Raw genomic sequence first — 24519 nt, forward strand, 5'->3', positions numbered from 1 at the left:
TGACCCACACCGCACCAGCCCACCAATCCAGCCCGGACCGACCCACAGCCACTCAACCAGCCCCGCACCGCACCAGCCCAGCCGCACCGCAGCCAGCACCGTCAGTTCCGGCGCATGCGGCTCGGATAAACATTGCGCGATCTGCCCCCCAATTCAGAGATCATTTGTGGGTGGGTTGCGCAATGTCGATGGCATGAATGCCGCATAGCAGGGCATTGACCAACGCCTGTCGCGGGCGCCGGACGCCGCCCGGCCCACTGTGCGTGTTGAACGCCTTCCCGGCACTGCGGCAGGACGGCGGCCGGCCACAGGTTGCGGCGCGCACGCGCGATCCCAGCCAGCGCGGCACACGCGGCTGTGCGCCGCGGAGCGGCGCATTGGGGTGCGGGTGAGAATCCCCGCCGGGACCCGCCGCGAAGCGGTGGGGCGGAAGCACAGTCGGGTGAGAAGTCCCGCCGGGACCCGCCGCGACAGCGGTGGGGCAGAAGCACAGCGGTCGGGTGAGAAGCCCCGCCGCGACCCGCCGCGACAGCGGTGGGGCGGAAATACAGCTACAGCGGCAGGTGGTTGGCGATGAGGACCTGGTCGGGGGCGAAGGCGGCCAAGGCCGCCAGCCGGCCGTCGGAGGTGCCGGTGAAGTCGCGGAGGCGGACGGCGACGTCGAAGCCGCGAGCGCGCTTCGACGGGGTCTTCGACAGTTCGCGGACGACGTTCTGGTCGAGCCAGCCGGGGTTGGTGCCGGTGCGGTCCAGGCCGGCCCGGAGCCTGACCAGCAGGTACCGCTCGCCGCCGACGTCCATCAGGGCCACCTGCGCGACGCGCGACCACGGCAGGACCAGCGTGCGGACCCAGCCGGGGCGCAGGGTGAGGGCGAAGTGGTTGGCGCCGACCCGGGGGCGGCGCACGACGGCGAGGACGAAGGGGGTGGCGCCGACCGCGGCGAGGGCGACGGTCCACATCGGAAGGTCGGCGAGGGGGTTGTTCGCGCCTGACGGCAGGACGTCGGGCTCGTCGGCGAAGAAGCCGCGGACCAGGCCGACGGCGAGCGCGGCGGAGAGCACATACCAGGCGAGGCTGACCAGTGCGCGGGACGGGAAGCTGCGCCGCCACTCGATCCGCTCGGGACCGGCCACCGGTGGGACCTCACAGACTGAACGCAGACATCAACTTCGATCCATCGACTGATGGGGTCGGCCCACTCTACGGGTTGGGTCGATACCGCACCAGCACCAGATGTCCGACCATCCGTAGACTGTGCGGGTGCCGATAGACCGCGAGCCCAGCAGAGGCGGTTCCCACACCGGCCTCAACGGGGGTTGGGCCGCCGCAGACCCGCTGCGGGCGACGCTCGCCCTGATGGCGCCGGGGACGGTGCTGCGTGACGGGCTGGAGCGCATCCTCCGGGGGCGCACGGGCGCCCTGATCGTCCTCGGCTACGACAAGGTGGTGGAGCAGATCTGCACCGGCGGGTTCCCGCTGGATGTCGAGTTCTCCGCGACGCGGCTGCGTGAGCTGTGCAAGATGGACGGTGCTGTCGTCCTGTCGAGTGACGGCACGAGAATTGTCCGGGCCGCCGTGCACCTGATGCCGGACCCGACCATCCCGTCGGAGGAGTCGGGGACCCGGCACCGGACGGCCGAGCGGGTGGCGAAGCAGGCGGGGTTCCCGGTGATCTCGGTGAGCCAGTCGATGCGGATCATCGGTCTGTACGTGAACGGCCAGCGGCACGTGCTGGACGACTCGGCCGCGATCCTGTCGAAGGCGAACCAGGCGCTCGCCACGCTGGAGCGGTACAAGCTGCGCCTCGACGAGGTCAGTGGGACGCTCTCGGCGCTGGAGATCGAGGACCTGGTCACGGTCCGCGACGCGGTGGCGGTGGTGCAGCGGCTGGAGATGGTGCGGCGCATCGCGGACGAGATCGCGGGGTATGTGGTCGAGCTCGGCACCGACGGGCGGCTGCTGGCGCTGCAGCTCGAGGAGCTGATGGCGGGCGTGGAGGCCGACCGGACGCTGGTGATCCGCGACTACCTGCCATCGGGGCGGCGCAGCCGTTCGTCGGACGACGCGCTCGACGAGCTGGACGCGTTGACGGCGACGGAGCTGATCGACCTGGTCGCGGTGGCGAAGTCGCTGGGCTATCCGGGGGCGAGCGACGCCCTGGACGCCGCGGTGTCGCCTCGTGGGTTCCGGTTGCTGGCCAAGGTACCGCGGCTGCCGGCGCTCGTCGTGGACCGGCTGGTCGAGCACTTCGGCAGCCTGCAGCGGCTGCTCGGCGCGACCGTGGAGGATCTGCAGGCGGTCGACGGCGTCGGCGACGCCCGCGCCCGCGGCGTCCGGGAGGGCCTGAGCCGCCTGGCCGAGGCCTCGATCCTGGAGCGCTACGTCTAGAAGCTACGTTCAGGTGAGCTGCACCTGGACCGGCGCGCTCAGCTTGGTGTCGAGGCGGGCCATCAGCTCATACTTGCCGGCCGGCGGCAGCTCCCGGTGCTCGCACCCGTCCTTGGTGGTCTTGCCGTTCCACGTGGTGGAGAACTGGACCTCGATACCCGGCTTCAGCGTCGTGGGCTGGCTGCCCTTCGGGGCGTCGCAGGCGTCCGACGACCACATCTTGACCGCACCTACCTGCAGGTAGAGCTCCTGATAGTCGGCGCCGACGTCGCGCGTGCACTCCCGGGTCGAGGTGTTCTTGATCTTCAGGAAGAACTTGAGATACGCCCCGCGGAACTGCATCGCCTGCTCGGGCTGCGCCACCAGCGACAGGTCCGTGTCGGCGCAGACCGGCACCGTGGACGTCACGGCGGGCGCGCTCGAAGGCGGCGCGCTGGAGACCGGGTCGCCGGTCGTCGGAGTCTGGATCGTCGGCTCGGCCGCGGCAGGCGTGGCGGTGGGCCCCGTGGAAGCCGGAGCCTTGGTCTGTGCCGATGCCGGGGTCCGCTTCGGGTCCGGTCCGGAGCACTGCACCCACAGCATGAGCACCACGATGAGCAGCGCCCCGCCGAGGATGGCGCGACGCCGCCAGTAAACGCCAGCGGGAAGCGGGCCAACCGTCAGCTTCATGATGCACTCACCGTATCGAGGGAACGGGTGGCGAACGGGGCGGCGCGCCGTGTAGACCGCTCAGAGATAGACCTTGCGGGCGTATACGGCATGCGCGCCGGCAACACGATCAAGGAACAGTAACCCAGCGCAATGATCGATCTCGTGCTGTAAAGCCCTCGCCTCGAACGCATCCGTAGTGATCTCGATCTCGTCACCCGTTCCGGGGACCTGGCCGGCCACGACGAGCCGGTTGGCGCGCTTCACGTCGCCGGTGAGGTCGGGCACCGACATGCAGCCCTCGCGGCCCTTCTGCCACTGCGAGGCCTCGACGACCCGCGCGTTGCACAGCACCAGCGTGCCGTGCACGGTGCGGGCCTTCGGGTGGCCGGTGACGTCGACGGCGAAGACCTGCGCGCCGACGCCGACCTGCGGCGCGGCGAGCCCGACGCAGCCGGGCGACACCCGCATCGTGTCGACGAGGTCGGCCGCGAGCTTGACGATGTCGTCGGCGCACGGGTCCACGGCAACGCCGGCCGAGCCCAGCACCTCCGCGGGGGCCTGGACGACCTGCAGGACGGTCACATCAGGTCCGCTTCGCCCGCGCGCAGCGTCGCCTCGACCCCGAGCTCGCCGGCGACCCGCTCGATCGCCTCGGCCAGGTCCGCCATCGGCCCGGGCGCGTCGACCTCGGCCACGACCACGTAGAGGTTGCCGGCCAGACGGGTGGTCAGGTCGGTGATGTTGCCGCCCGCCGCCGCCACGGTACGGCAGAGCGCCGCCACGATCCCCAGCTTGTCCGCGCCGTGGACGGTCAGCACGTAGTGCGCGCCCGAAGGCTCGTCGACCAGGTCCTGGCCCACCTCGCGGACGGTGACCAGCAGCGTCCGGCCGGCGGTCAGCGGCGCGAGCGCCGACTCGACCTCGGCGGCGGACACGGACCCGGCGCAGACCAGGGTCATCGCGAAGTGCCCGCGCAGGCGGGTCATCGTCGAGTCGGTGAGGTTGAGGCCCAGACCGGCGAGGATCTCCGCGACGTCGGCGATGATGCCGGGGCGGTCGTGGCCGATGACGGTGACGGCGTACTCGTTCACCTGGCTTATCCTTCCTTATCGCCTCCATCGCCCTCTCACAGACCGTCACCAGTTGGTACGACGCCAACGCCCGGGACCTCCCCTGGCGGCAGCCCGACGCGACGCCGTGGGGCGTGCTGGTCAGCGAGGTCATGCTCCAGCAGACCCAGGTGTCCCGGGTGGACCCCGCCTGGCGCCGCTGGATGGAGCGCTGGCCGACGCCCGCCCACCTGGCCGCCGACCCGCCCGGCGAGGCCATCCGCGCGTGGGACCGCCTCGGCTACCCGCGCCGCGCCCTGCGCCTGCACGCGTGCGCGGTGGCGATCGTGGAGCGGCACGACGGTGTCGTCCCCGACGACGTCGACGCGCTGCTCGCGCTGCCCGGCATCGGCATGTACACGGCCCGGGCGGTCGCCGCGTTCGCGTTCCGCCAGCGCCACCCGGTCGTGGACACCAACGTCCGCCGGGTCGTCGCCCGGATCGTCGACGGCGTCGCCGACGGCGGACCGGCCACCACCCCCGCCGACCTGCGCGCCGTCGAGGTGCTGCTGCCAGAGGACCACGAGGCGGCGGCCCGCGCCTCGGTCGCGTTCATGGAGCTCGGCGCCGTGATCTGCACCGCCCGCGCACCACGCTGTGAGGAGTGCCCGATGGCCGGCGTCTGTGCCTGGCGCATCGCCGGGGCGCCGGCGTCCACTGGCCCGAGCCGGCGCACCCAGCGGTACCACGGAACCGACCGCCATGTGCGGGGCCTTCTGCTCGCGGTGCTGCGCGCCAGCGACGACCCGGTGCCCGCGGCGCGGCTCGACCTCGTCTGGGACGACGAGGTGCAGCGCGGCCGGGCGCTGGCCGGGCTGATCGAGGACGGGCTGGTCCGCGAGCGGGGTGGGACGTTCACGCTGCCCGGGTGAGGCGAGGGTTGCAGCCGGTTCAGCTGGTTTTTCCCACACTTTTCGGGACTCCCCTCACGTGCCCGCATGGATAGGCTCACGGCGTGCTCATCCCTCGCCTAAGGGCACGCCGGATCGCCGCGGCGGTCCTCGCCGTCGCGACGCTCGCGGGCTGTGCCGCGTCGAAGCCTGACCATCCGAAGTGGACGGACGCCGCCGCCCCGCCGCCGGCGGTCGCCTCCAGCGCCGTCGCGGCGTCGCCGGCCTCGTCCGAAGCGGCCCCGCCGTCGGCCTCGCCCGCCGCGAAGCCCTCGAAGACGCAGGCCACCACCGCGGCGGCACCACCCGCCGGCGTCAACTACGGTGACCGGCTGCCGAAGTTCGACCGCGCCCCGAAGGCCGACAAGGTCCACCTGCCGGAGGGCAACCTCGCGGCGTACTACTCCCGCATCCCGACCGACCAGCCCGTCGCGTTCATCACCATCGACGACGGCCAGGTCAAGCGCCCCGAGGCCCTCGACCTGATCAAGCAGGCCGGCGTGCCCGTCACGCTGTTCCTCATGATCGACGCGATCAGGAACGACCCGCAGTACTTCAAGCGCCTCCAGGACGCCGGCGCCGTCATCGAGGCGCACACGGTCACCCACCAGAGCCTGCGCGGCAAGTCGTACAACGTCCAGCGCAAGGAGATCTGCGACTCCGCGGACAAGCTCGGCAACTGGTACGGCCGCCGCCCGGTCCTCTTCCGCCCGCCGTACGGCGAGAAGGACGACACGACGCTGAAGGCCTCCCACGACTGCGGCATGCACGCCGCCTTCTTCTGGAAGGAAACCGTCGACAAGGGCATCGTCCGCTACCAGCAGGGCAACACGGTCCAGCGCGGCGACATCATCCTGATGCACTTCCGCGACCGGTTCGTCGACGACTTCATCGCCGCCCTCCAGGCCATCAAGGCCGCCGGCCTCACCCCGGCCCTGCTGGAGGACTACATTCCCTGAAACGCCTCCAGCAGCGCCTGCCGTTCGGCCTCAGCGAGCGGCAGCCGCTGCTGGATCGTTTTCCGCAGCGGCTCCGGTACTACGAAAGCCTCCTTCTCCGCACGGGCCGGCACCACGAGCGGCGGCACCGCGCCCCACTCCTCCGCCAGCCCCAGGACATCCGCCCGCCCGGCGTCCACCGCCGGCAGGTACGCGAGCCGCCGCACGAGCTCCCGCTCCCCCGCGTCCAGCACCCCGACCAGCGCGCCGACGAGATGCTCCTGCAGCCCCCCGTCGACCCGCGCCAGCTGCCGCAGGCTGCCCGCCCGCTCCGCCTGCGGCACCCGCGCCAGCCACGCCGCCGCCAGCCCGACGAGCCCGGGCCATCCCCCCGTCAACAGATGCAGGTCAGGCGCCAGCCTGTCGGCCCCCGCCGCATCCGCCAGCGCCGCCGCCAGCACCTGATACGTCTCATCCTCGCCGAACGCCAGGTGCCCCGCCCCCAACCGGTCCACCGCGTCCACCGGAATCGGCTCCCTGCCACTGAGCACCAGCGGCACCACCCCGACCCGCGCGACCACCCACCCCCACCCAGCACCCCCGACCTCCAGCCGCTCCACCCCGTCAACCACGACGAGGGCACCCGGAGGCACCTCAGCCGGCAGTTCCTCCGCCTGTACGAGCACCGCCCCCCGCCGCTCGGCCCACTGCCCCAGCAGGATGCTCTTCCCCGCCCCGCTCCCCGCCACCACCACAACCACCGGCGCCCTTGCCGCCCTGTCGCTCCCAGCCTCCTGCCCCGCCTCGGCCCTCTCACTCAGCCCCTGCCCGGGCAACGTGCCAGACCGCTCCGGCGCGAGACCGGCGTCCGGGTCGGCAGGTCGGCGTGGCCGCTCCCGGTCCGGCGTGAGGCCGGCGTCCCGGTCGGCAGCTCGGTGGGCCTGCTCCCGGCCTGGTTCGTCGAACGCCCTGTCGAGCCGCGCGAGCAACCCCGTCCGCACGATCGGCCGCGGCGCGACCGGCCGCCCGAAGCGCGCCGCCCCGAAGTCCCGCCACCACCCACTCACGCCAGGCAACGTAACCCGCCGACCGCCCCCACGAACCCTCGACATGTCACTCTTCGCCACCAACCCCACCCACCCGCGTGAACCATCCCCGCAACATGCCCCCACAACGCCACCGACAATCAATGCCCGGATCGTGCCGCCACCAAGACCGGCCCTCCCCGCCCATCGCACGATTGAGTTGATCGAAGGACGGATCTGGCTGTCCCCACGACCAGTCCTCTCCTTCGATCACGTCCTGACGACCCCGCAATGTGGGAGGTTGATGGAAAGACGGACGGATCTGGCCACCGCACCGGCGGACGCCACACCGTTGAATTTGATCGAAGGACGGATCTGGCTGCCATCACGACCGGTTTCGTCCTTCGATCACCACATCCGCTGGACGCCGGCGCGCCGGGCGCAGCCGGAATGCGCGACGAACTTTGCCTGATGGCGCTGGTTCAAAGTGAACACCGCACGAATTCGGTCGCGGTGGAATGCCAAGGTTCCAGTAGGAAGTGGTCAGCACGCGAGGTGGACGGCGGTGCGTGGCTGAACAAACTGCACGACAACGGTGCCGGCGGGAGAGCGGTGGTCGCAAGAACGGAACCGCACGAAACGGGAAAGGCCCCCGTCCTGAGTGGACGGGGGCCTTTCGCGTGGTGCCGGGTCAGGCTGCGGACTCCTCGGCGGAGCCGCCCTTGGTCAGCTCGGCGGGGACGGCGTCCGGGACTGCGCCCGGGCGGTCGGCGCCGTTGAAGACCAGCTTGGCCTTCTCGAACTGGGCCGGGTCGCCTTCGCAGTCGATGACGACGATCTGGCCCGGGCGGAGCTCGTTGAACAGGATGCGCTCGGAGAGCGAGTCCTCGATCTCGCGCTGGATGGTCCGGCGCAGCGGCCGGGCCCCCAGGACCGGGTCATAGCCCTTGTTCGCCAGGAACTTCTTGGCGTTGTCGGTCAGCTCGAGGCCCATGTCCTTGTTGCGCAGCTGGGACTCGATGCGGGCGATCATCAGGTCGACGATGCCCAGGATCTGGTCCTGCGCGAGCTGGTGGAAGACGATCGTGTCGTCGATGCGGTTGAGGAACTCCGGGCGGAAGTGCTGCTTCAGCTCGTCGTTGACCTTCTGCTTCATCCGCTCGTAGTTGGACTCGTTGTCCTCCGACGCCTGGAAGCCCAGGGACACGGCCTTGGCCACGTCGCGGGTGCCCAGGTTGGTGGTCAGGATGATCACCGTGTTCTTGAAGTCCACGATGCGGCCCTGACCGTCGGTGAGACGGCCGTCCTCCAGGATCTGCAGGAGCGTGTTGAAGACGTCCGGGTGGGCCTTCTCGATCTCGTCGAAGAGGACCACCGAGAACGGCCGGCGGCGGACCTTCTCGGTCAGCTGGCCGCCCTCGTCGTAACCGACATACCCGGGAGGCGCACCGACGAGGCGCGACACCGTGTAGCGGTCGTGGAACTCGGACATGTCGAGCTGGATCAGCGCGTCCTCGGAGCCGAAGAGGAACTCGGCGAGCGCCTTGGACAGCTCCGTCTTCCCGACGCCGGACGGGCCGGCGAAGATGAACGAGCCGGAGGGGCGCTTCGGGTCCTTCAGGCCGGCCCGGGTGCGCCGGATGGCCTTCGAGACCGCCTTGACCGCGTCGTCCTGGCCGACGAGGCGCTTGTGCAGCTCGTCCTCCATGCGCAGGAGGCGGGCCGTCTCCTCCTCGGTCAGCTTGTAGACCGGGATGCCGGTCCAGTTCGCCAGGACCTCGGCGATCTGCTCGTCGTCGACCTCGGACACGACGTCGAGGTCGCCGGCCTTCCACTCCTTCTCGCGCTGCGCCTTCTGCCCGAGCAGCTGCTTCTCCTTGTCGCGCAGCTGCGCGGCCCGCTCGAAGTCCTGCGCGTCGATCGCGGACTCCTTGTCGCGGCGCACCTGGGCGATGCGCTCGTCGAAGTCGCGCAGGTCTGGCGGCGCGGTCATCCGGCGGATGCGCATCCGCGCGCCGGCCTCGTCGATCAGGTCGATCGCCTTGTCCGGCAGGAAGCGGTCGGAGATGTAGCGGTCGGCCAGCGTCGCGGCGGCCACCAGGGCGGCGTCGGTGATCGTCACCCGGTGGTGCGCCTCGTAGCGGTCGCGCAGGCCCTTGAGGATCTCGATGGTGTGCGCCAGCGACGGCTCACCCACCTGGATCGGCTGGAAGCGGCGCTCAAGCGCGGCGTCCTTCTCGAGGTGCTTGCGGTATTCGTCGAGGGTGGTGGCGCCGATGGTCTGGAGCTCACCACGGGCCAGCATCGGCTTGAGGATCGACGCGGCGTCGATCGCGCCCTCGGCGGCACCCGCACCGACGAGCGTGTGGATCTCGTCGATGAACAGGATGATGTCGCCGCGGGTGCGGATCTCCTTGAGCACCTTCTTCAGGCGCTCCTCGAAGTCACCGCGGTAGCGCGAACCGGCGACGAGGGCACCGAGGTCGAGCGTGTAGAGCTGCTTGTCCTTGAGCGTCTCGGGCACCTCGCCCTTGATGATCCGCTGGGACAGGCCCTCGACCACGGCGGTCTTGCCGACGCCCGGCTCGCCGATCAGCACCGGGTTGTTCTTGGTGCGGCGGGACAGGACCTGCATGACCCGCTCGATTTCCTTCTCGCGCCCGATGACCGGGTCGAGCTTGCCCTCGCGGGCGGCCTGGGTGAGGTTTCGACCGAACTGGTCGAGCACCAGGCTGGTCGACGGAGCAGCCTCGCCGGGGGCACCGGTGCCGGCGGCGGCCGGCTCCTTGCCCTGGTAGCCGGAGAGCAGCTGGATGACCTGCTGGCGGACCCGGTTGAGGTCGGCGCCGAGCTTCACGAGGACCTGGGCGGCCACGCCCTCACCCTCGCGGATCAGACCCAGCAGGATGTGCTCCGTGCCGATGTAGTTGTGCCCGAGCTGCAGCGCCTCGCGCAGGGACAGCTCCAGCACCTTCTTGGCTCGTGGCGTGAACGGAATGTGCCCGCTCGGCGCCTGCTGCCCCTGGCCGATGATCTCCTCGACCTGCTGGCGGACTCCCTCCAGCGAGATGCCGAGGCTCTCGAGCGCCTTGGCCGCCACGCCCTCACCCTCGTGGATGAGGCCGAGCAGGATGTGCTCGGTGCCGATGTAGTTGTGGTTGAGCATCCGGGCTTCTTCCTGCGCCAGGACGACAACCCGTCGTGCTCGGTCGGTGAACCGCTCGAACATCCCTGCTCCTTCACGTGCCGTGTCCGTCGCCGCCGCCCCTGCCGCGGAACCCCTCGAGGGGGTCGCCACGCCGAAGCTCTGTCGGACGCCAACGTGACCGTGCCATCACTCTATCGCCGTAGGCCGACACATTGCGGGTGTGCGCCATTGCCGCACCCCACCATCGGACCATGTCGGAGTCGTTGCGTGGTACTTGTCTACCCGCCGGGGACGCGTGTACCCGGCGCTTTTGCTCAACGCGAGCATCCGTCGCCGTGTTCCTGCTGGCGAGCCCGTACGCCAAGAGCGAAATCGACGCACCACGCAAGTCACCCACCGTAGCAAGTTGGCTACGATGGGTGAAAGGCGCTGAAAGAACCCCAAAACGACCGCTCAGGCCGAAACCGGTCAACGAGCGCTAACGGCCGGCCTCGGCGTTGTAGCGGTCCACGATTTCCTGCTTGATGCGGCCCCGGTCGGAGACCTTGATGCCCTTGTTCTGAGCCCATTCCCGAATCGCCTTGTTCTGCTCGCGATCGGCGGCTGCCCCACCGCGGCCGCGGGCACTGGCGGCGCGCCCTCCGACCACGACGCCACCCCGGCCGACCTTGGTCGCCGCACCGAGGAACGGCCCGAACGCGTCACGCAGCTTCGTCGCGTTCTTCTTCGAGAGGTCGATCTCATACTGAACGCCGTCCAGCGCGAACTTCACGGTCTCGTCGGCGTCCCCGCCGTCGATGTCGTCGACCAGCACGTGGATGGTCCGCTTGGCCACTGTCGTATTCCCTTCGAGGAAGCTCGCCCCGCGTTGTGCGAATGCAAAGATAACGCAATCAGGGTCCGCTTCGTCAACGGTACGCCGAAACTACCGCTACCGCACCAGCGGAAAGACACCGCGTTTCCCGAATGCCGGGCGCGACGGGCCGCACGCCAACGCGATCGATTCCCATCACACGCCTGCCGCCGGTGGCATTCCGTACTCCATCGCGCGCGGATGGTTCCCGATCAGGCATCCACACCCGGCACGCACACCGCAGTCAGGGCCGCAGGCAAGGAAGACAGGGCCTCGGAATCGGATAGGGCGATACGCCGACGCAAATCCGTGTCCGTCGCATTGCTATGCGTGACGAATGGCAGGTGCAGCACCACCTTGCACAACTGCAACATGGCGGCTGCAGGTAGCAGAGGCCAACAGCCGCCCAGAGAGAGCCATGCGCGCCCGGCCGGCCAATTCCGCGTTTTACGGCGCGACCTCGCAACTTCGGATTCGGTACTTTTGGCGGCGTGGATTTCGCAGCACATGCCTCCTCGTTCGGAGCGGCCGCCGACCTGTACGACCGCATCCGCCCCCGGTACCCGCGCGAGGCCCTGCAATGGGCGATACCGGAAAAATCCGAAATCTGCGATCTTGGTGCGGGCACCGGCATCCTGACCCGCCAGCTCCGCGAGCTGGGCCATCACACCATCGCCGTCGAGCCGGACGACAAGATGCGTGCCAAGATCCCAGGTGAAGCCCGCAAGGGTGACGCCACCCACATCCCCCTGCCGGACGCGTCCGTCGACGTCGTCACCGCCGGGCAGGCCTACCACTGGTTCTACGGCGAGCCGGCACACGCCGAGATCGCCCGCGTCCTCCGGCCCGGCGGCCGCTTCGTCCCGATCTGGAACATCCGCGACGAGCGCGTCCCCTGGGTCGCCGAGTCCTCCACCCTCTTCGACGGCGCCCGCGAGCGCGACGCGTTCGACGAGACGGCCGTGCAGGACTTCGGCCCCCTCTTCGGCCCAGTGGAGCGGGGGACGTTCGAGTGGAGCGCCACCCACACGAGGGAGTCGTTCCTGGAGCTGGTCAAGTCCCGCAGCTACTACCTGGTCTCGGGCGACGAGGCGCGGCGACGGCTCGAGGAGCAGCTGCTGGAGGTGCTGCCGCGGACCGAGGAGTTCGAGCTGCCGTACGTGACCTACGCGTACATCGGCCGCAAACGCTAACCGCGGTTGCGGTCGAAGATCAGTCGCAGCCCGATCAGGGTGAGCATCGGCTCGTGGTGCGTGACTGTGGCGGACTCGCCGATCACGATCGGGGCCAGGCCACCGGTCGCGACGACCGCCTTCACCGGGACACCCAGCTCCGCGGTGACGCCCCGCACGATGCCGTCGACCTGCCCGGCGAAGCCGTAGACGACGCCGGACTGCAGGCACTCGACCGTGTTCTTGCCGATCACCCGCGGCGGCTTGACCAGCTCCACCTTGCGCAGTTGGGCGGCGCGGGCCGCGAGGGCGTCCACGGAGATCTCGATGCCGGGCGCCAGCACGCCGCCGAGGAACTCCCCGCGGGCGGAGACGACGTCGAAGTTGGTCGACGTGCCGAAGTCCACGACGATCGACGGGCCGCCGAAGAGCGTGAAGGCGGCCAGGGTGTTCGCGACCCGGTCGGTGCCGACCTCCTTCGGGTTGTCGATCGCCAGCTGGACACCCGTCCGCACGCCCGGCTCGACGATCACGGTCGGGACGCCCGGGTAGTACCGCTGCAGCATCGTGCGCAGGGAGCGCAGGGCCGCGGGAACGGTCGAGCAGGCCGCGATGCCGGTCAGCGACACGGCGTCGGTGGCGAGCAGCCCCCGGTAGAGCAGGCCGAGCTCGTCGGCGGTGGCCCTCGCGTCGGTCTTGATCCGCCACGAGTGGACCAGCTTCTCGCCCTCGAACGTGGCGAGCACCGTGTTGGTGTTTCCGATGTCGATGCACAGCAGCACGCGGTGAGCCTAACGAAAGGCCCGCCAGCGGCGGGGTGAGCCTGGTCATCTACGATCCGGTTCCCATGATGCCGACGGCCCGCACGCTGCTCGCGCTCCTCCCGCTGGCGGCGCTGGTGTTCACCGCGTTCGCGCTGCGTCCGGGCAGTCTGGACGCCCGCCAGGCGGTCATCCGCGCGGCGGCCACGGTGGCGGGCGTCACGGTCGTCTTCGTCGAGCTGCTGTCGCTCGCGGGGCTGATCACGACCTGGCCGGTGATCGTCTACTGGCTGCTCTTCGCCGGCGTGTCGGCCTTCTTCGCCAGGCGCCACCTGCACGTTCCCCACCTTGTCCTGCGAAACTGGGACAAGGTGCTGCTGTCAGCGTTTGCGGCGTTGGTACTGGCTGAGCTGGTCCTCGCGCTGGCCCACTCGCCGAACAACTACGACTCGAACCACTATCACCTCACGAAGATCGAGCACTGGATCGCCGACGGCGACCTGGCCCCCTACGCCACGATCCAGAACCAGCAGATCATCCTGGTCCCGGGCGCGGAGTACCTGCTGCTGCAGGCCCGGCTGCTGACCGGGGACGACTCGCTGTACAACCTGCTGCAGTGGGGCGTGTCGCTGCTGGCCGCCGTCGCCGTCTCCCGCTGCGCCGCCCAGCTCGGCGTCGGCCGCCTCGGCCAGCTCATCGCCGCCGCCGTCCTGCTCACCGCCCCGGCGGTCGCCCTGGAGGCCACCAGCACCCAGAACGACCTCGTCGTCACCGCGTGGGTCGCCTGCGCCGCCAGCCTCGCGCTCGACGGCGCCCGCCGGGTCGCCACCGCCGGCGACGTCCTGACCCTCGCCACGGTCGCCGGCCTCACCGCCGTCACCAAGTCGACCGGCCTCATGCCGCTCGCCCCGATCCTCGTCTTCTGGGGCGTCTGCCAGCTCCGTCTCCGGCCGGCGCGGTCCGCGGTGACGTCCGAGGCTCCCGTGCCCTCCGACGGGCCTTCAGGCGGGCTTTCAGACGGGCTCTCAGACGGGGCGGGTGGCCGGACCGGGCAGTGGCTGCGCACCGCCGGCGCCGGCCTGACGATCGTCGCCGGCATGGTCGTGCTCGCCGGGCCGGCCATGCTGCGCGTCAACGACGCGTTCGGCTCGCCGCTCGGGCCGCCCGGCTACAGCGCCTCGCTGTCCACGGAGCGCAAGGACCCGCCCGCGGTGCTGGTCAACGGCCTGCGCCTGGCCGCCTCCACGCTGACCACGCCGTTCCCGGCGGTCAACGGCGTGGTCAGCGACGCCGTCATCGCCGTCGCGGACGTCGCGGGCGTCAACCCCAACGACCCAAAGATCACCCAGTGGCGGAGCGTCTTCCCCGGCACGCGCTGGAAGCCGGACGAGGACCGCTCGCCGTACCCCATCCAGTCCGCGCTGATCCTGAGCGCCCTCGTCGTCACGCTGGTGTGGCGGCGGCTGCCCCCGCTGCTGAGGGGCTACGCGGTCATGGTGCTCGGCGCGTTCGTCATGACCGCCGCGGTCGTCAAGTGGCAGGACTGGGGCAACCGGCTGATCCTGCCCGCGTTCGCGCTCGGCGCGCCGCTCGCCGGCTATTGGGCCGACCGCCTGCGCACCCACCGCGCCACCGCGGCCGCGCTCATCGTCGTCATGGCGGCGGCGTTCGCGGCCGGCGGGATCTCCGTCGCGTACGGGCAGCCCCGCCGCCTCGTCGGCCAGGGCTCCGTCTTCACCCTCACCGACTGGCAGGAGCGCTTCGTCCGGCTGCCCGACCAGGCGGTGCCGTACCAGCAGGCGATCGACGCCATCAAGGCCAGCGGCGTCCGGCGGGTCGGCCTGGTCATGGACGGGGACCTGTGGGAGTACCCGCTGCAGATCTCCCTGCCGGACGTCGAGCTGGTCGCGGCCGAGTCGGTGATCCCGTCCGCCCCGCCCGCACCGGTCTCGTCGGTGCAGGCGATCGTGTGCGTCTCCGGCGTCGAACGCTGCGCCGCGGTGGTCCCGCCGGCGTGGAAGGTCCAGCGGTTCTCCGCGCTGGTCGCCGTCGCGTTCCCCGCGTAGGGGCTCAGTGGGTCCGCAGGTCCATCGCGATGTCGAGGATCGGTGAGGAGTGGGTGAGGCCGCCGACGGACAGGTAGTCGACCCCGGTGGCCGCGTAGTCCGCCGCCGTCTCCAGGGTCAGGCCGCCGGTCGCCTCCAGCTCGGCCCGGCCGCCGACCGCCGCCACGACCTCCCGCAGCAGGTCCGGCGCCATGTTGTCGAGCAGCAGGAACGTGGCGCCGGCGGTGACCGCCTCCACCGCCTCGCCGACCGTGGTCACCTCGACCTGGACCGGGACGTCGGGGAACGCCTCACGGACCCGGGCGTACGCCGCGGAGATGCCGCCCGCCGCCAGCTTGTGGTTGTCCTTGATCATGGCGACGTCGTAGAGGCCCATGCGCTTGTTGGTGCCGCCGCCGGCGCGGACCGCGTACTTCTCCAGGATGCGCAGGCCGGGCGTGGTCTTGCGGGTGTCGAGGACCAGGGCCTTGGTGCCGTCGAGGAGGTCGGCCCACCGGCGGGTGTGGGTGGCGACGCCCGACATGCGGCACAGCAGGTTGAGGGCGGAGCGCTCGGCGGTCAGCAGGTCGCGGGTCGGTCCGGTGACGGTCGCGAGCACCGTGCCGCGCACGACGGACGAGCCGTCGACGGCGTGGATCGCCACCTCGACGGACGGGGACACGGCCTCGAACACGGCGGCCGCGACGGCCAGGCCGGCGACCACGCCGTCGGCGCGGGCGACGAGCTCGGCGGAGTCCGTCTGGGTGGCCGGGATGGTCGCCACGCTGGTCACGTCGAGGCGGTCGGGGCCGAGGTCCTCGGTCAGGGTCCGCTCGACGATCTCGCCGACGGCGACCGGGTCGAGCCCGACCTTCCGCAACAGCGCTTCGGTCTCCGGGGTCACGCGTCCTCCAACGTCTCGGTCAGGGCACCGGCGGCGGCCACGAGGGGCGTCACGCGTCCTCCCACGTCTCGGTCAGGGCGCCGGTGTCGGACAGGCCGGCGAGGAAGTGGCCGCGGAACACGTCGCTGGCGTCGGGGAAGTCCTCGCGCCAGTGGCAGCCGCGGGTCTCCTGCCGCTGGTCGGCGGCGCCGACGAGGGCGGCCGCGACGGTGAGCAGGTTGGTGGCCTCCCAGCCGGCGAGGCCGGGCGCGGCGCGGTCCAGGGCCAGCTTGGCGATCGCCTGCGCCGCCTGGTCGAGCGACTCGGCGCTGCGCAGCACCGAGGCGTGCGCCGACATGGCCGCCTGCAGCGGGCCGCGCAGCCCGGGGTCGGCGGTCCACGCCGGCAGGTCGCCGGCCACGGGGTCGGTCTGCGCGGGCAGGTCGCGGGCGATGTCCTCGGCGATCCGGCGGGAGAAGACCAGCCCCTCCAGCAGCGAGTTGGAGGCCAGCCGGTTGGCGCCGTGCACACCGGTACAGGCGACCTCACCGCACGCGTAGAGGCCCGGGATCGACGTGCGGCCGTGCAGGTCGGTGCGGACGCCGCCGGAGGCGTAGTGCGCGGCCGGGGACACCGGGATGAGGTCCGCGGCGGGGTCGACGCCGGCCGCCCGGCAGGACGCCACGATCGTCGGGAACCGGCCCTCGAGGAAGTCCCGGCCGAGGTGGCGGGCGTCGAGCCAGACGTTGTTCGTGCCCTCGGCGCGCATGACCCGGTAGATGCCCTTGGCCACGACGTCGCGCGGGGCGAGCTCCGCGAGCTCGTGGCGGCCGACCATGAAGCGGTTGCCGTCGCCGTCGCGCAGGTACGCGCCCTCGCCGCGCAGCGCCTCGCTGACCAGCGGCTGCTGGGAGTCGCGGTTGTTGAGCGCGAGCGCGGTCGGGTGGAACTGGACGAACTCGATGTCGGTGACGGCGGCCCCGGCGCGCAGGGCGAGCGCGACCCCGTCGCCGGTGGAGACGATCGGGTTGGTGGTGGCGGAGTAGATCTGGCCCATGCCGCCGGTGGCGAGCACGACGGCCCGGGCGAGGACCGCGCCGACGCCGTCCTCCGCGCCTTCGCCGAGGACGTGCAGGGTGACCCCGCAGGCCCGGCCGGCGGCGTCGGTGAGCAGGTCGAGGACGAGGGCGTGCTCGATGAGGCGGATCCACGGGTCGCGGTGGACGGCGGCGTGCAGGGCCCGCTGCACCTCGGCGCCGGTCGCGTCGCCGCCCGCGTGGATGATCCGGTTGGCGTGGTGGCCGCCCTCGCGGGTCAGCATGAGGGAGCCGTCGTTGTTGCGGTCGAACTCGGCACCCCAGCGGATCAGCTCGCGGACGCGGGTCGGCCCCTCCCGGACCAGCACGTCGACGGCGGCGGTGTCGCACAGCCCGACGCCGGCGACGAGGGTGTCCTGGGCGTGCGCCTCGGGCGTGTCGAGCGGGTCGAGGACCGCGGCGATGCCGCCCTGGGCCCAGCGGGTCGAGCCGTCATCGATGTTGACCTTCGTGACGACGGTGACGTGCAGGCCGGCCTCGCGCAGGTGCAGGGCCGCGGTCAGCCCGGCGACGCCGGAGCCGATCACGACGACGTCGGTCGGCTCGGCCCACCCCGGCTGGGGCCCGGCGAGTCGGCGCGGTAGTACGGGCAGCTCCATCACTCCAGTCAAACATCACAACCAGGCATTGCGCGCCGTGCCGAGAATCACGCGAACGGCAAGGGGCCCGTGCCCAGTTTCTGGATGGTTCCCTTCAGCGGGCGTGCGCTCATCAGGTAACACGCGAAGGTCTGGTCGCTGCCGAGCCAGGCGGAGCCGGTCTTGGGCCCGACGGCGGCGGCGGACAGGTCGGCCCGGTCGGCGGTCTCCGCCAGGCCGAGGTACCGCAGCCCGACGCTCGTGCAGCCCTTCGCCGACGCGTTGCGCACCGCGGTCTCGTCGAACGGCGCGTCCATCGGGGCGATCGAGTAGCTGCCGGAGTACTCGCCGTCGTGCGGGCCGGCGCAGCCGACGTACTTCAGCGCGGAGATGCACTCGATCGGCAGGCTCGGCCCGGCCTTGGCCAGGCTCCCCTCGCGGGTCGCGAACTCGTCGCCGGCCGGGCCGGTCACGGGGGCGACCGCGCAGCCGAAGAAGCCGTCCTTGGCCGGCGTGATCCACGAGGCGAGGATCTGGACCTTCGACTCGTGCCAGTTGCCGCCGAGGAACGCGGTGCCCTGCACGACGCAGGCGCGGCGGGCCTGGGCGTACAGGAGGTTCTGGGCGATCGCGACGTCCTGGCCCTTGGCCTTGTCGAGGCGGTGCAGCAGGTCCTCGGTGGCCTGGCCGACGTGGAACACCTCGGCGGTGTGGGCGGCGGCGCAGCCGACGGGGCCGCCGGCCCACGGGAAGGCGGCCTTCGCGCCGGCCGCGTCGACCGACCAGCAGGAGCCGGCCTGCGGCGCGGCGGCGGGTGGGGTCTTCGGAATCTTCCGGTTGCCGTCGCGCAGCAGCCAGTAGGCGCCGCCCCCGGCGAGCGCGAGCACGACGACGATGAAGATGACCCGCCTCATGAGGAAGCAGTGTGCCATTACCGGCCGGTAACGTCACGACCCGTCTTGGACCGGGACGTCACCGGCTCGCTCCTAGACCGGGCGGTTGCCGTTCGCCAGCAGGGAGCGGCTGACCGAGAGGTTGCCCTCCAGCATCAGGTAGCAGCGGGCGGTGCGGTCGCCGTAGCCCCACCGGGTCGGCGTCGCGGTCGACCAGGCGAACGAGATCTGCTTGTTGAGGTCGTACTCGGCGTCGGTGAGCCCCAGGTAGCGCGCCACGATCGTCTTGCAGCCGGGCTGCAGCAGCGAACGGCGGGCCGCGGCGTCGCTCGGATACGGCCGCGCGTCCGGCGAGTAGAAGGTGCCCGTGTACTCACCGTTGTGCAGCGTGTCGCACTGGACCGGGATGAAGTCCTCGATGCCACCCTTGCTGTCGGTCGCGACCTTGACGCAGCGGAGCAGGGCCGGCTTGGAGCCCCGCAGGGTGTCCTTGAGGCTCGTCGTGCGCGGCGCGATCGTGTATGTGTCGTCGGAGACCTCGATCAGGTCGCACCGGTAGTGGCGCGCCTGACCGGTCCACTGCTTCGACGACGGCGGCAGCACCCGCAGCATCAGCCGGCCGTCGTGCCAGTCGGCGCCGAGGAAGTTGATGGCCTCGGCCTGGCAGGCGGTGAACGCGTCGATCAGGTCGGCGTCGGCCGGCACCGTCGACTTCTGCGCGATGGCGCCGGTGAACTCGCTGACCTTGAACGTCTCGCTGGCGTGCGACGCGGTGCACTCGACCTCGACCAGGTCGGGTCCGACGGCGAGCTTGTCGGCGTCACCCGAGAAGGTCCAGCACTCACCGGCGGAGGGCTTGGGCACGCTCGGCGCCGCGAGGGCGGTCCAGCCGTTGACGAGGTCGCCGTCCGTGCCCGCCGGATTGCCGCAGCCCGCGGCGAACAGCACCAGCGCCGCTGACAGCCCGGCGGTCCACCGCTTCATCGGCAGAACTCCCTCACCTCGTAGCACGGGCCTCACAGTCTCGCAGAGGGGATCAAATCTTGCTCTGACCGAGGCCCTTGAGGGAGCGGATCGTGCTCTTGGTGCCGTAGAGCATCGCGTAGCACCGGGCGGTGCGGTTGCCGCGCAGCCAGTTCTCCTCGTCGACCATCCAGAAGCCGATGCCGACCTCCTGGTGGTTGTCCAGCATCTGCTGCGTCATGCCGAGGAACTTGGCGCCGAGCGCCTCGCAGCCGGTCCGCATCGCGGCGCGCCGCTCGTCGGCGTTCTTCGGGAAGGCCCGCTCGCCGGCCAGGTACGTGCCGACGTACTCCATGTTGTGCGTCTGCGTGCACGCCCTCGGCTCGTAGTCGTCCCAGGTCTTGCCGTCGGCCTCGTAGATCTCCTGGGCGCAGGTCAGCGCGATCGGCTTGTCGCCGGTGAGGTTGCCCTTGAGGCTGCTCGTGCGGCTGATCGGCTTGCCGGCGTCGCTCTGCACCTCGGCGAGGTCACAGCGGAAGTAGCGCCCGCCGCCGCTCCACTGCGTCGTCGACGGGGGCAGCACGATCAGCTCGAGGCGGGCGTCGTGGTAGTCGCCGCCGAGGAAGGTCTGCGCCTCGGTGTTGCACTTCGCCCAGGCGTCCTTGAGGTCCGCGCCCTTCGGCGGCGACGACGCGCTGGCCGCGGTGCCGCTGAGTTCGCCGACGAAGAACGTCTCGCTGATGTGCGCGGTCGTGCAGGAGGCCACGGCCGTGAAGGAGAAGACCGTGAGGGTGTCCGTCTCGAAGTACGGCACGGTGGTGTCGTAGCACGCACCGACCGGCGGCGAGGGAACCTTGGGTGCGGCGAGCATGGCCCATTCGTCGACGAGGTTCTTGTCGACACCCGCGGGCGTCGAGCAGCCCGCCAGCATCACGACGGCGGCGACCGGTGCCACCGCCATGGCGAGCCGTCGAAAACGCACCATGATTCCAACCCCTCCCCCGGCGCACACAGCGCGGGTGCAGTGTGCCAATGATCAATGTGGTTGGCAACCCGGCCCAACTGCCAGATCTAGGACAGCATCTACGCGATTGTGATCGGTAGACCCTTTGTACCCGCGCCCCGCAACGACGTCGTCACCGGCTTCGGCGGCCACACGAAACAGCGCACCCCGCGGTTGCCGAGCTCCCAGGCCGTCTTGTCATAGGGCCACATTACGAGACCGGTGCGGGAGCGGAAGTTCACGTCGTCCGGCACGCCGGTGAAGCCCGCCACAACGGGGCGGCAGCCGGCGAGGTTGGCGTTGCTGCGGGCCTCGCTGTCGGCCGGGTATTCACCGTCCGGGGGCTCGTAGAGGCCGGCGAACTCGCCCTCGTGCGGGGTCGTGCACGAGGCGGGGAAGATCCGGTCGATGTCGCCGGCGGCGCCGCCCGCCTTGGTGGTGACCTTCACACACCCGATGCGCAGCTCCCCGCCGTCGGGGCGCAGCGTGCCGCGCAGCGACGCGGTGCGGGTCGCGACGCTGAAGCGGTCGATGTCCTGGAGCGCCTGCAGGTCGCAGCGGAACCAGCGCGCCCCGGCGTCCCACAGCGACGGCTTCGGCACGTCCACGCTCAGCGACACCCGGCCGGTGCGCCAGTCCGCGCCCAGGAGCGCCTTCGCGTCGTCGGCGCAGCGTCGGTACGCGTCGCGCATGGCCGGGCTCCCGACGTTCGGCGGGGTGGCCCGCTCGGCGTCCGCACCGGCGAACCGGCCCACCGTGATCAGCTCGACCTCGTGCGGCTCGGTGCAGCCGACCGGCGCCGGCCAGCTCGTGACGTCGGCGCTCGCGGTGCCCGCCGGCAGCGCGTAACACGCCGGCGCGGTGGGCTGCTGCAGCACGGCGGCCGGCAGCATCGGCCAGCCGTTGACCAGGTCCTTGTCGGTGCCGGCCGGGGTCGGTCGCGCGCAGGCACTCAGCAGTGTCGCCACCGCCACGACCAGCACGACCGCGCGCCGCACCGCCACCTCCCCAGGTGCTTACGCCCGGAGAAGGTCTCCCCTCACAGGCTCGCCCACCATACCCGGTATGGCGTCCGCGGGATCGTGACCGAGTTCGATGATTCCGTTGGTGGCGTCGACGTGGACGATCCGCGGTTGGTACGTCCTGGCGGTGGCGTCGTCGAGCTGCGCGTAGGAGATCAGGATGACGAGGTCACCCGGGTGGACCAGGTGCGCAGCGGCGCCGTTGATCCCGATGACGCCGCTGCCGCGGGGCCCGGCGATCACGTAGGTCTCCAGCCGCGCCCCGTTGGTGACGTCCACGATCGCGACCTGTTCGCCGGCGAGCAGGTCCGCGGCGTCCATCAGATCCTCGTCGACCGTTACCGAACCGACATAGTGCAGATCGGCCTGTGTCACCGTCGCCCGGTGGATCTTGGACTTGAGCATCGTACGGATCACGGCATCTCCACTGCTTTGTCGCCTCTGGTACGGATCACGGCAGGTCCACCGCGATGTCGCCTCTGGTGCGTCACGGCAGGTCCACCGCGATGTTGTCGATCAGGCGGGTGCCGCCGACCCAGGCCGCGGTCAGCAGCCGGCCGGCGCCGTGCGCGGGTGCCGGGCCCAGCATCGGGTCGGTCAGGACGAAGTAGTCGAGCTTGACCTCGGGCTCCGTCGCGAACTCGGCGATCCCCACGGCGACAGGGTCCTCGCTGCGCGCCGCCTTCGTGAGCGCCCTGGACAGCACCAGCGCCGCCTGCCGCTCCGCCGGGGCGAGGTAGCGGTTGCGGCTGGACAGCGCGAGACCGTCGGGCTCCCGCACCGTCGGCACGCCCCGCACCACGATCGGCAGGTCGAAGTCGCGGACCATCGCCCGGATCATGCCGAGCTGCTGGTAGTCCTTCTCCCCGAAGTACGCGACGTCGGGGCGGGTCAGCTGGAACAGCTTGTTGACCACCGTCAGCACGCCGTGGAAGAACCCCGGCCGGCTGGCGCCCTCGAGCTCGTTGCCGGCGGGCCCGGGGTCGACCCGGACCGCGGGCTCACCCTGCGGGTACATGATCTCCGGCGTCGGCGTGAACGCGATGTCCACACCGGCCCGCTCCGCGATCGCCAGATCGGCCTCCACGGTGCGCGGGTAGCGCTCGAAGTCCTCACCCGGCGCGAACTGCAGCGGATTGACGAAGATCGTGAGCAGGACCGTGTCCGCTTCGGCGCGTGCGGCACGCAGGAGCTCGGCGTGCCCCTCGTGCAGCGCACCCATGGTCATGACGACAGCGACGGTGCCGCGCGCTCCCGCCCGCGCAACGGCGAGCTGCTCGCGGGTCTCGGCGACGATCATGGCTTACCTCCGGTGCCCTTGGCCTTCCGGCGGCCGCCGCGCTGCGCGGCGATCACCGGCACCTGCTTCTGCGCTGAGCCCTCCTTCTGTCCGGAGTCGCCGCCCTTATGCCCGGAGCCGCTGAGCACGTCGAGCAGCGGCTCGGCGTCCATCGGGCGGAGCCGGCCGGCGGCGATGACCCGGTCGGCGGTGCGCCGGGCGAGCGCCAGGTAGGGCGGCACCGACTCCGGGGCGACCGCGTCGAGCGCCCTGAGGTGCTTGGCGACCGTGCCGGCGTCGCCGCGGGACACCGGGCCGGTGATGGCGGCGTCGCCGAGGCGCAGCGAGTTGTCCAGCGCGGCGCCGAGCAGCGGGGCGAGGACCTGCTCCGGGTGCTGAACGCCGGCGTCGCGCAGCCGGTCGAGCGCCTCGTTGACGAGGGTGGCGAGGTGGTTGGCACCGTGGGCCAGGGCAGCGTGGTACAGCGGCCGCCGCTCCTCCTCGATCCACTCGACCTGACCGCCGAGGTCGGCGACCAGGGAGGCGGCGAGGTCACGCAGGTCGTCGGGGGCGGTGACGCCGAACGAGACACCGGCGGCGAGCCTGCTCAGGTCGACGGCGGTGCCGGTGAACGTCATCGCCGGGTGCAGCGCCAGGGGGCGCGCGCCGGCTGCCGTGACAGGCGCGAGGACGTCGAGGCCGTGGGCGCCGGAGGTGTGCGCGACGATCTGCCCCGCGCGCAGCGCGCCGGTCTCGACCAGCCCGTGCACCAGGCCGGCGAGCACGTCGTCGGGGACCGCCAGCAGCACGAGGTCCGCGGAGGCGGCGACCTGGTCGGCGGGGAGGAGCGCGACGCCCGGGAGCAGCTGCTCCGCGCGGGCCTTGGAGGCGGTCGAGACACCGACCGCGGCGACCACCTGGTGGCCGGCGTTCACGAACGCGGCGCCGAGCACCGCGCCGACCCGCCCGGCACCGATGATGCCGATGCTCCGGCCGCTCTCCCGGCCGCTCTTCTGGCTGCTCTTTTGGCTGTTCAGAGCACTGTTCATCGCGGTGGATCCAGTCCTCGAAAGTGGGGTACCGGTCGACCACGAGTATGCGTCGTGCGGGGCAAAGCGGACAGGACGTGTGGGATTGTCAACACGAGGTTTCAGACCCTTTACCGGCCTCGCGAGCAGCCGATAAAGGGTCCGAACGACGTCGTCAGAGGCGGTGGTGCAGGTAGTCCTTGATCAGGGCCTTGGCCTCGCCGAGCACCGCGCGGTCGCCGTCCGGCGAGCGCCGGAACGCCATCTTGATCAGCGCGTCGGCGGCCTCGACCGCGATCGCCAGCACGAACTGGAGCCGCTCGGCGTCCACGATGCCGAACCGGCCGATGAGCAGCGCCGCGAGCTGCGACACGATGACGTCGTTGTTGTCCCGCTCGTCGTCGAGCAGGTGGATGTCCACGACGTCACCGAAGTGCAGCGTCCGGAAGCCCGGCACCGTGCGGTGCATGTCGATGTACTCGTCGATGGCCGCGTCGACCGCGTCCCACCAGTGCGAGATGTCCTCGTCGGCCAGCCGGGCGCCGAGGCGCTCCAGGTAGCCCTCCAAGCTGCGCAGCGTGAGCGCCTGCACGATCGCGCGCTTGTCCGGGAAGAACTGGTAGACCGAGCCGATCGCCACCCCCGCCCGCTCCGCGAGCAGCGTCGTGGTCAACCCGTCGTAGCCAACCTCGTCGACGAGCTCGGCGCACGCGTCGAGCATCCGCCCGACCCTCGCCACACTGCGCCCCTGCACCGGAACCCGGCGCAGCGGCTTCGTCCCGGCACTGGCCAC

General features: G+C 71.2%; 24 protein-coding genes. 6 read left to right on the top strand and 18 right to left on the bottom strand.

Going from position 1 to position 24519, the window contains the following annotated elements:
• Nucleotides 1-551: 551 nt before the first annotated feature.
• Nucleotides 552-1133, bottom strand: a complete 582-nt coding sequence (locus tag ACQEVZ_RS25125) for a hypothetical protein (RefSeq protein ID WP_344509135.1) — start codon at nt 1131-1133, stop codon at nt 552-554.
• A gap of 127 nt (nt 1134-1260) precedes the next feature.
• On the opposite strand from ACQEVZ_RS25125, the gene disA reads away from it, so the two are divergent.
• Nucleotides 1261-2388 carry a DNA integrity scanning diadenylate cyclase DisA gene (gene disA, locus ACQEVZ_RS25130; RefSeq protein ID WP_425552377.1) on the top strand — a complete coding sequence of 376 codons (1128 nt, stop codon included), beginning with the start codon at nt 1261-1263 and terminating at the stop codon, nt 2386-2388.
• 9 nt (nt 2389-2397) lie between these two features.
• Here the strand turns inward: disA and ACQEVZ_RS25135 are convergent, their stop codons facing one another.
• Genes ACQEVZ_RS25135 through ACQEVZ_RS25145 form a run of 3 tightly spaced genes read right to left on the bottom strand, consistent with a single transcriptional unit; the run spans nt 2398 to nt 4130 of the window.
• A complete protein-coding gene (locus tag ACQEVZ_RS25135) occupies nt 2398-3057 on the bottom strand; it encodes a hypothetical protein (RefSeq protein WP_354889400.1) in 660 nt (219 codons plus the stop codon).
• 60 nt (nt 3058-3117) lie between these two features.
• Entirely contained in the window at nt 3118-3621 is a 504-nt protein-coding gene (locus ACQEVZ_RS25140) for a peptide deformylase (RefSeq protein WP_344509132.1), read from the bottom strand.
• Nucleotides 3618-4130 carry a glycine cleavage system protein R gene (locus ACQEVZ_RS25145; RefSeq protein WP_360563985.1) on the bottom strand — a complete coding sequence of 171 codons (513 nt, stop codon included), beginning with the start codon at nt 4128-4130 and terminating at the stop codon, nt 3618-3620. Before ACQEVZ_RS25145 ends, ACQEVZ_RS25140 begins: the two co-directional genes overlap by 4 nt.
• Before the next feature lie 17 nt (nt 4131-4147).
• Between ACQEVZ_RS25145 and ACQEVZ_RS25150 the strand changes: the two genes are divergently transcribed.
• Both ACQEVZ_RS25150 and ACQEVZ_RS25155 read left to right on the top strand, forming a co-directional pair.
• Nucleotides 4148-5020 (top strand): A/G-specific adenine glycosylase, encoded by an 873-nt coding sequence (locus ACQEVZ_RS25150; RefSeq protein WP_433376966.1) that lies wholly within the window; start codon nt 4148-4150, stop codon nt 5018-5020.
• Between the two features lie 83 nt (nt 5021-5103).
• Nucleotides 5104-5997, top strand: coding sequence for a polysaccharide deacetylase family protein (locus ACQEVZ_RS25155; protein ID WP_433370683.1), 894 nt, complete (start codon nt 5104-5106; stop codon nt 5995-5997).
• On the opposite strand, the gene ACQEVZ_RS25160 is transcribed toward ACQEVZ_RS25155, so the two are convergent.
• On the bottom strand, nt 5985-7043 hold the full coding sequence (locus ACQEVZ_RS25160; RefSeq protein ID WP_433370686.1) for a hypothetical protein: 1059 nt from the start codon (nt 7041-7043) through the stop codon (nt 5985-5987). The two genes, ACQEVZ_RS25155 and ACQEVZ_RS25160, sit on opposite strands and share 13 nt — an antisense overlap.
• A 262-nt stretch (nt 7044-7305) precedes the next feature.
• Here ACQEVZ_RS25160 and ACQEVZ_RS25165 point away from each other — a divergent pair, with 262 nt between their 5' ends.
• Nucleotides 7306-7473, top strand: coding sequence for a hypothetical protein (locus tag ACQEVZ_RS25165; protein WP_433370689.1), 168 nt, complete (start codon nt 7306-7308; stop codon nt 7471-7473).
• 219 nt (nt 7474-7692) lie between these two features.
• Here the strand turns inward: ACQEVZ_RS25165 and ACQEVZ_RS25170 are convergent, their stop codons facing one another.
• Together ACQEVZ_RS25170 and ACQEVZ_RS25175 are read right to left on the bottom strand one after the other, a co-directional pair.
• Nucleotides 7693-10230, bottom strand: a complete 2538-nt coding sequence (locus tag ACQEVZ_RS25170) for an ATP-dependent Clp protease ATP-binding subunit (protein ID WP_363393817.1) — start codon at nt 10228-10230, stop codon at nt 7693-7695.
• A 397-nt stretch (nt 10231-10627) separates the two neighbouring features.
• A complete protein-coding gene (locus ACQEVZ_RS25175; RefSeq protein ID WP_033363218.1) occupies nt 10628-10984 on the bottom strand; it encodes a histone-like nucleoid-structuring protein Lsr2 in 357 nt (118 codons plus the stop codon).
• A gap of 509 nt (nt 10985-11493) precedes the next feature.
• Here ACQEVZ_RS25175 and ACQEVZ_RS25180 point away from each other — a divergent pair.
• Nucleotides 11494-12195: a methyltransferase domain-containing protein gene (locus ACQEVZ_RS25180; protein WP_433370693.1), complete on the top strand. Its 702-nt coding sequence runs from the start codon at nt 11494-11496 to the stop codon at nt 12193-12195.
• Here ACQEVZ_RS25180 and ACQEVZ_RS25185 read toward each other — a convergent pair.
• On the bottom strand, nt 12192-12956 hold the full coding sequence (locus ACQEVZ_RS25185) for a type III pantothenate kinase (protein ID WP_344509117.1): 765 nt from the start codon (nt 12954-12956) through the stop codon (nt 12192-12194). The genes ACQEVZ_RS25180 and ACQEVZ_RS25185 overlap by 4 nt on opposite strands.
• 65 nt (nt 12957-13021) lie before the next feature.
• Here ACQEVZ_RS25185 and ACQEVZ_RS25190 point away from each other — a divergent pair, with 65 nt between their 5' ends.
• Nucleotides 13022-15001, top strand: coding sequence for a hypothetical protein (locus ACQEVZ_RS25190; protein WP_433370696.1), 1980 nt, complete (start codon nt 13022-13024; stop codon nt 14999-15001).
• A 4-nt stretch (nt 15002-15005) separates the two neighbouring features.
• Here the strand turns inward: ACQEVZ_RS25190 and nadC are convergent, their stop codons facing one another.
• The 10 genes from nadC to ACQEVZ_RS25240 form a co-directional block, all read right to left on the bottom strand.
• A complete protein-coding gene (nadC, locus tag ACQEVZ_RS25195; protein ID WP_360564001.1) occupies nt 15006-15884 on the bottom strand; it encodes a carboxylating nicotinate-nucleotide diphosphorylase in 879 nt (292 codons plus the stop codon).
• A 49-nt stretch (nt 15885-15933) separates the two neighbouring features.
• Nucleotides 15934-17559, bottom strand: coding sequence for an L-aspartate oxidase (locus ACQEVZ_RS25200; protein ID WP_344509111.1), 1626 nt, complete (start codon nt 17557-17559; stop codon nt 15934-15936).
• Nucleotides 17560-17606: 47 nt separating this feature from the next.
• Nucleotides 17607-18452, bottom strand: coding sequence for a septum formation family protein (locus ACQEVZ_RS25205; RefSeq protein ID WP_433370701.1), 846 nt, complete (start codon nt 18450-18452; stop codon nt 17607-17609).
• A 72-nt stretch (nt 18453-18524) separates the two neighbouring features.
• Nucleotides 18525-19415 carry a septum formation family protein gene (locus tag ACQEVZ_RS25210; RefSeq protein WP_433370704.1) on the bottom strand — a complete coding sequence of 297 codons (891 nt, stop codon included), beginning with the start codon at nt 19413-19415 and terminating at the stop codon, nt 18525-18527.
• A 52-nt stretch (nt 19416-19467) separates the two neighbouring features.
• Nucleotides 19468-20379: a septum formation family protein gene (locus tag ACQEVZ_RS25215; RefSeq protein ID WP_344509105.1), complete on the bottom strand. Its 912-nt coding sequence runs from the start codon at nt 20377-20379 to the stop codon at nt 19468-19470.
• Between the two features lie 98 nt (nt 20380-20477).
• Nucleotides 20478-21395: a septum formation family protein gene (locus ACQEVZ_RS25220; RefSeq protein ID WP_433370708.1), complete on the bottom strand. Its 918-nt coding sequence runs from the start codon at nt 21393-21395 to the stop codon at nt 20478-20480.
• A gap of 18 nt (nt 21396-21413) precedes the next feature.
• The gene (panD, locus tag ACQEVZ_RS25225) at nt 21414-21836 is read right to left on the bottom strand and encodes an aspartate 1-decarboxylase (RefSeq protein ID WP_344509101.1); all 423 of its coding nucleotides are present in this window, start codon (nt 21834-21836) and stop codon (nt 21414-21416) included.
• A 70-nt stretch (nt 21837-21906) separates the two neighbouring features.
• Complete coding sequence (gene panC, locus ACQEVZ_RS25230) at nt 21907-22719, bottom strand: pantoate--beta-alanine ligase (RefSeq protein WP_433370712.1); 813 nt, start codon at nt 22717-22719, stop codon at nt 21907-21909.
• Complete coding sequence (locus ACQEVZ_RS25235; protein ID WP_433370715.1) at nt 22716-23747, bottom strand: Rossmann-like and DUF2520 domain-containing protein; 1032 nt, start codon at nt 23745-23747, stop codon at nt 22716-22718. Before ACQEVZ_RS25235 ends, panC begins: the two co-directional genes overlap by 4 nt.
• Before the next feature lie 154 nt (nt 23748-23901).
• Complete coding sequence (locus ACQEVZ_RS25240) at nt 23902-24447, bottom strand: TetR/AcrR family transcriptional regulator (protein WP_344509097.1); 546 nt, start codon at nt 24445-24447, stop codon at nt 23902-23904.
• Nucleotides 24448-24519: the final 72 nt, after the last annotated feature.

The sequence above is a fragment of the Dactylosporangium sp. CA-152071 genome (genome assembly GCF_050936335.1).
Taxonomy (GTDB): domain Bacteria; phylum Actinomycetota; class Actinomycetes; order Mycobacteriales; family Micromonosporaceae; genus Dactylosporangium; species Dactylosporangium maewongense.